Below are 5,411 nucleotides of genomic sequence, written 5' to 3' on the forward strand. Positions count from 1 at the left end.
GGGTGCACTAGATGGGCACTGAACTTTCGGGTTTGGGAGCTATTCAAACATTTACGGAGAGTTTGATCCTGGCTCAGGACGAACGCTGGCGGCGTGCTTAACACATGCAAGTCGAACGGTGAAGAGGAGCTTGCTCCTTGGATCAGTGGCGAACGGGTGAGTAACACGTGAGCAATCTGCCCTTGACTCTGGGATAACTGCGGGAAACTGTAGCTAATACCGGATATTACCTTGGAAGGCATCTTCTGGGGTGGAAAGAATTTTGGTCAAGGATGAGCTCGCGGCCTATCAGCTAGTTGGTGAGGTAATGGCTCACCAAGGCGACGACGGGTAGCCGGCCTGAGAGGGTGACCGGCCACACTGGGACTGAGACACGGCCCAGACTCCTACGGGAGGCAGCAGTGGGGAATATTGCACAATGGGCGCAAGCCTGATGCAGCAACGCCGCGTGAGGGACGACGGCCTTCGGGTTGTAAACCTCTTTTAGTAGGGAAGAAGCGACTGGGTTTTCCTGGGAGTGACGGTACCTGCAGAAAAAGCACCGGCTAACTACGTGCCAGCAGCCGCGGTAATACGTAGGGTGCAAGCGTTGTCCGGAATTATTGGGCGTAAAGAGCTCGTAGGCGGTTTGTCGCGTCTGCTGTGAAAACCCGAGGCTCAACCTCGGGCCTGCAGTGGGTACGGGCAGACTAGAGTGCGGTAGGGGAGATTGGAATTCCTGGTGTAGCGGTGGAATGCGCAGATATCAGGAGGAACACCAATGGCGAAGGCAGATCTCTGGGCCGTAACTGACGCTGAGGAGCGAAAGCATGGGGAGCGAACAGGATTAGATACCCTGGTAGTCCATGCCGTAAACGTTGGGAACTAGATGTGGGGACCATTCCACGGTCTCCGTGTCGCAGCTAACGCATTAAGTTCCCCGCCTGGGGAGTACGGCCGCAAGGCTAAAACTCAAAGGAATTGACGGGGGCCCGCACAAGCGGCGGAGCATGCGGATTAATTCGATGCAACGCGAAGAACCTTACCAAGGCTTGACATATACCGGTAACGCCTGGAAACAGGTGCCCCGCAAGGTCGGTATACAGGTGGTGCATGGTTGTCGTCAGCTCGTGTCGTGAGATGTTGGGTTAAGTCCCGCAACGAGCGCAACCCTCGTCCTATGTTGCCAGCACGTAATGGTGGGAACTCATGGGATACTGCCGGGGTCAACTCGGAGGAAGGTGGGGATGACGTCAAATCATCATGCCCCTTATGTCTTGGGCTTCACGCATGCTACAATGGCCGGTACAAAGGGCTGCGATACCGCAAGGTGGAGCGAATCCCAAAAAGCCGGTCTCAGTTCGGATTGAGGTCTGCAACTCGACCTCATGAAGTCGGAGTCGCTAGTAATCGCAGATCAGCAACGCTGCGGTGAATACGTTCCCGGGCCTTGTACACACCGCCCGTCAAGTCATGAAAGTCGGTAACACCCGAAGCCAGTGGCCGAACCCGTAAGGGACGGAGCTGTCGAAGGTGGGATCGGTGATTAGGACTAAGTCGTAACAAGGTAGCCGTACCGGAAGGTGCGGCTGGATCACCTCCTTTCTAAGGAGCACGTGCCGTCCCGTCTGTATACAGCGGAATATGGCGGCCAGTCAGACGGAAGCGAATGTCTTCCGATGGCGCTCATGGGTGGAACATTGACATTGATGCAAGAACGGCTTCTCGCCGCACGGTACGCCTCCTCGGAGGTTGGAAATGCGACGGGTTGAGAGACTTGCATATGCACGCTGTTGGGTCCTGAGGGACCGGAACGATCACGACGCACGTTGTGGTTGATCTGTTTCTTCTGGACTTTTTCTCGTTGGCATCACGTGCCGGTGGGAAGGGTACCGCCCGTACTTTGAGAACTACACAGTGGACGCGAGCATCTTAAATTTGACTCTCGTAAGAGAGCAAATTACAAAGATCTAAGCACTGAATTTATTTAGTGCTGTGATCATTGGTCAATTTCGATGTCGGATTTATTCGGCATACTTAATCGATTCAAACTCATGTGATTTCAAATTTTTAAGAGCAAACGGTGAATGCCTTGGCATGTAGAGCCGAAGAAGGACGTAGTAATCTGCGATAAGCCTCGGGGAGTTGATAAACGAACTGTGATCCGAGGATGTCCGAATGGGGAAACCCCGCCAGGCCCGTGAGGTGACCTGGTGACTCCCGCCTGAATATATAGGGCGGGTAGAGGGAACGTGGGGAAGTGAAACATCTCAGTACCCACAGGAAGAGAAAACAATAGTGATTCCGTTAGTAGTGGCGAGCGAACCCGGATGAGGCTAAACCGATCATGTGTGATAGCCGGTAGGCGTTGCATGGTCGGGGTTGCGGGACTTTTCTGCCTATTCTACCGAATGGTAAGGGTTAGAACGTTGTATAGACGAACAGGATTGAAAGCCTGGTCATAGAGGGTGCGAACCCCGTAGTCGAAATGCAGCAATCGCCCGAGAAGTATCCCAAGTAGCACGGGGCCCGAGAAATCCCGTGTGAATCCGTCAGGACCACCTGATAAGCCTAAATACTCCTACATGACCGATAGTGAACAAGTACCGTGAGGGAAAGGTGAAAAGTACCCCGGGAGGGGAGTGAAATAGTACCTGAAACCGTTTGCTTACAAACCGTTGGAGCCAGCTTTGTTCTGGTGACAGCGTGCCTTTTGAAGAATGAGCCTGCGAGTTAGTGATATGTGGCGAGCTTAACCCGAGAGGGGAATGCGTAGCGAAAGCGAGTCTGAATAGGGCGATTCAGTCGCATGTCCTAGACCCGAAGCGAAGTGATCTATCCATGGCCAGGTTGAAGCGACGGTAAGACGTCGTGGAGGACCGAACCCACTTCAGTTGAAAATGGAGGGGATGAGCTGTGGATAGGGGTGAAAGGCCAATCAAACTTCGTGATAGCTGGTTCTCTCCGAAATGCATTTAGGTGCAGCGTTGCGTGTTTCTTGCCGGAGGTAGAGCTACTGGATGGCCGATGGGGCCCAAAAGCTTACTGACGTCAGCCAAACTCCGAATGCCGGTAAGTGAGAGCGCAGCAGTGAGACGGTGGGGGATAAGCTTCATCGTCGAGAGGGAAACAACCCAGACCACCAACTAAGGTCCCAAAGCGCGTGCTAAGTGGGAAAGGATGTGGAGTTGCACAGACAACCAGGAGGTTGGCTTAGAAGCAGCCACCCTTGAAAGAGTGCGTAATAGCTCACTGGTCAAGTGATTCCGCGCCGACAATGTAACGGGGCTCAAGCACGCCACCGAAGTTGTGGCATTGATATTTTTGGTTAGCTAACACCCTTGTGGTGTTGGTTCAGCCGTGTTGATGGGTAGGAGAGCGTCGTGTGGCCAGCGAAGCGGCGGTGTAAACCAGCCGTGGAGGCCACACGAGTGAGAATGCAGGCATGAGTAGCGAAAGACGGGTGAGAAACCCGTCCTCCGAAAGATCAAGGGTTCCAGGGCCAGGCTAATCCGCCCTGGGTAAGTCGGGACCTAAGGCGAGGCCGACAGGCGTAGTCGATGGACAACGGGTTGATATTCCCGTACTGACGAAAAACCGCCCAAACTAATCCAGTAATGCTAAGCATCTGAATCCCCTAGATGGATCCCTTCGGGGTGAAGCGTGGGGCCTAGCGTGCGACCCTATGCTGGTGCGGTTAGCGTATTAACAGGTGTGACGCAGGAAGGTAGCTGAGCCGGGCGATGGTTGACCCGGTCTAAGGATGTAGGCCGAGAGATAGGCAAATCCGTCTCTCATATAAGGTTGAGACCCGATGGGTAGCCCGTAAGGGTGAAATCAGTGATCCTATGCTGCCAAGAAAAGCATCGACGCGAGGTTTTAGTCACCCGTACCCCAAACCGACTCAGGTGATCAGGTAGAGAATACTAAGGAGATCGAGAGAATCGTGGTTAAGGAACTCGGCAAAATGCCCCCGTAACTTCGGGAGAAGGGGGGCCTGAGGCGTGAACGGACTTGCTCCGGGAGCGTTCGAAGGCCGCAGAGACCAGTGGGAAGCGACTGTTTACTAAAAACACAGGTCCGTGCTAAGTCGCAAGACGATGTATACGGACTGACGCCTGCCCGGTGCTGGAAGGTTAAGAGGAACGGTTAGCCGCAAGGCGAAGCTGAGAATTTAAGCCCCAGTAAACGGCGGTGGTAACTATAACCATCCTAAGGTAGCGAAATTCCTTGTCGGGTAAGTTCCGACCTGCACGAATGGCGTAACGACTTCCCAGCTGTCTCAACCGCGAACTCGGCGAAATTGCATTACGAGTAAAGATGCTCGTTACGCGCAGCAGGACGGAAAGACCCCGTGACCTTTACTACAGCTTGGTATTGGTGTTCGGTGTGGCTTGTGTAGGATAGGTGGGAGACTGTGAAGCTTGGACGCTAGTTCAGGTGGAGTCATTGTTGAAATACCACTCTGGTCATATTGGATACCTAACTTCGAACCGTGATCCGGTTCAGGGACAGTGCCTGGTGGGTAGTTTAACTGGGGCGGTTGCCTCCTAAAAAGTAACGGAGGCGCCCAAAGGTTCCCTCAACCTGGTTGGTAATCAGGTGTCGAGTGTAAGTGCACAAGGGAGCTTGACTGTAAGACTGACAAGTCGAGCAGGGACGAAAGTCGGGACTAGTGATCCGGCAGTGGCTTGTGGAAGCGCTGTCGCTCAACGGATAAAAGGTACCTCGGGGATAACAGGCTGATCTTGCCCAAGAGTCCATATCGACGGCATGGTTTGGCACCTCGATGTCGGCTCGTCGCATCCTGGGGCTGGAGTAGGTCCCAAGGGTTGGGCTGTTCGCCCATTAAAGCGGTACGCGAGCTGGGTTTAGAACGTCGTGAGACAGTTCGGTCCCTATCCGCTGCGCGCGCAGGAAATTTGAGAAGATCTATCCCTAGTACGAGAGGACCGGGATGGACGAACCTCTGGTGTGTCAGTTGTTCCGCCAGGAGCACCGCTGATTAGCTACGTTCGGAACGGATAACCGCTGAAAGCATCTAAGCGGGAAGCCGGCTTCGAGATGAGATTTCCATCCCTTCGGGGGAGAGGCTCGCAGCTAGACTACTGCGTTGATAGGCCGGATGTGGAAGTGGGGACTAAAGACCCATGGAGCTGACCGGTACTAATAAGCCGATAATTTGATAACACTCAGTTTGAAGAAGCTGCTTTAGCGTCCACTATGTGGTTCTCGATGTACGGTCGAGAACAACGTCCTCGTCACGAGGACTCTATATAACTACATAATATAGAATCGATTCATCGCAAGATGTTTCGGCGGCTATAGCGAGAGGGAAACGCCCGGTCACATTCCGAACCCGGAAGCTAAGACTCTCAGCGCCGATGGTACTGCAGGGGGGACCCTGTGGGAGAGTAGGACACCGCCGGACT

At 53.8% G+C, this 5,411-nt stretch carries 3 rRNA genes; all 3 read left to right on the plus strand.

Annotated features, from left to right (window positions below):
* Window positions 1-50 precede the first annotated feature (50 nt).
* The 3 genes from BLS91_RS19235 (at window position 51) to rrf (ending at window position 5,410) form a co-directional block, all read left to right on the plus strand.
* Window positions 51-1,584, plus strand: a 16S ribosomal RNA gene (locus tag BLS91_RS19235).
* Between the two features lie 455 nt (window positions 1,585-2,039).
* Window positions 2,040-5,169: ribosomal RNA gene (locus BLS91_RS19240) — 23S ribosomal RNA — on the plus strand.
* Between the two features lie 124 nt (window positions 5,170-5,293).
* Window positions 5,294-5,410 (plus strand): 5S ribosomal RNA (gene rrf, locus BLS91_RS19245).
* The 16S, 23S and 5S rRNA genes sit together here, the layout of an rRNA operon.
* Window position 5,411: the final 1 nt, after the last annotated feature.

The organism is Cryobacterium flavum (genome assembly GCF_900103805.1).
GTDB classification, from domain to species: Bacteria; Actinomycetota; Actinomycetes; order Actinomycetales; family Microbacteriaceae; genus Cryobacterium; species Cryobacterium flavum.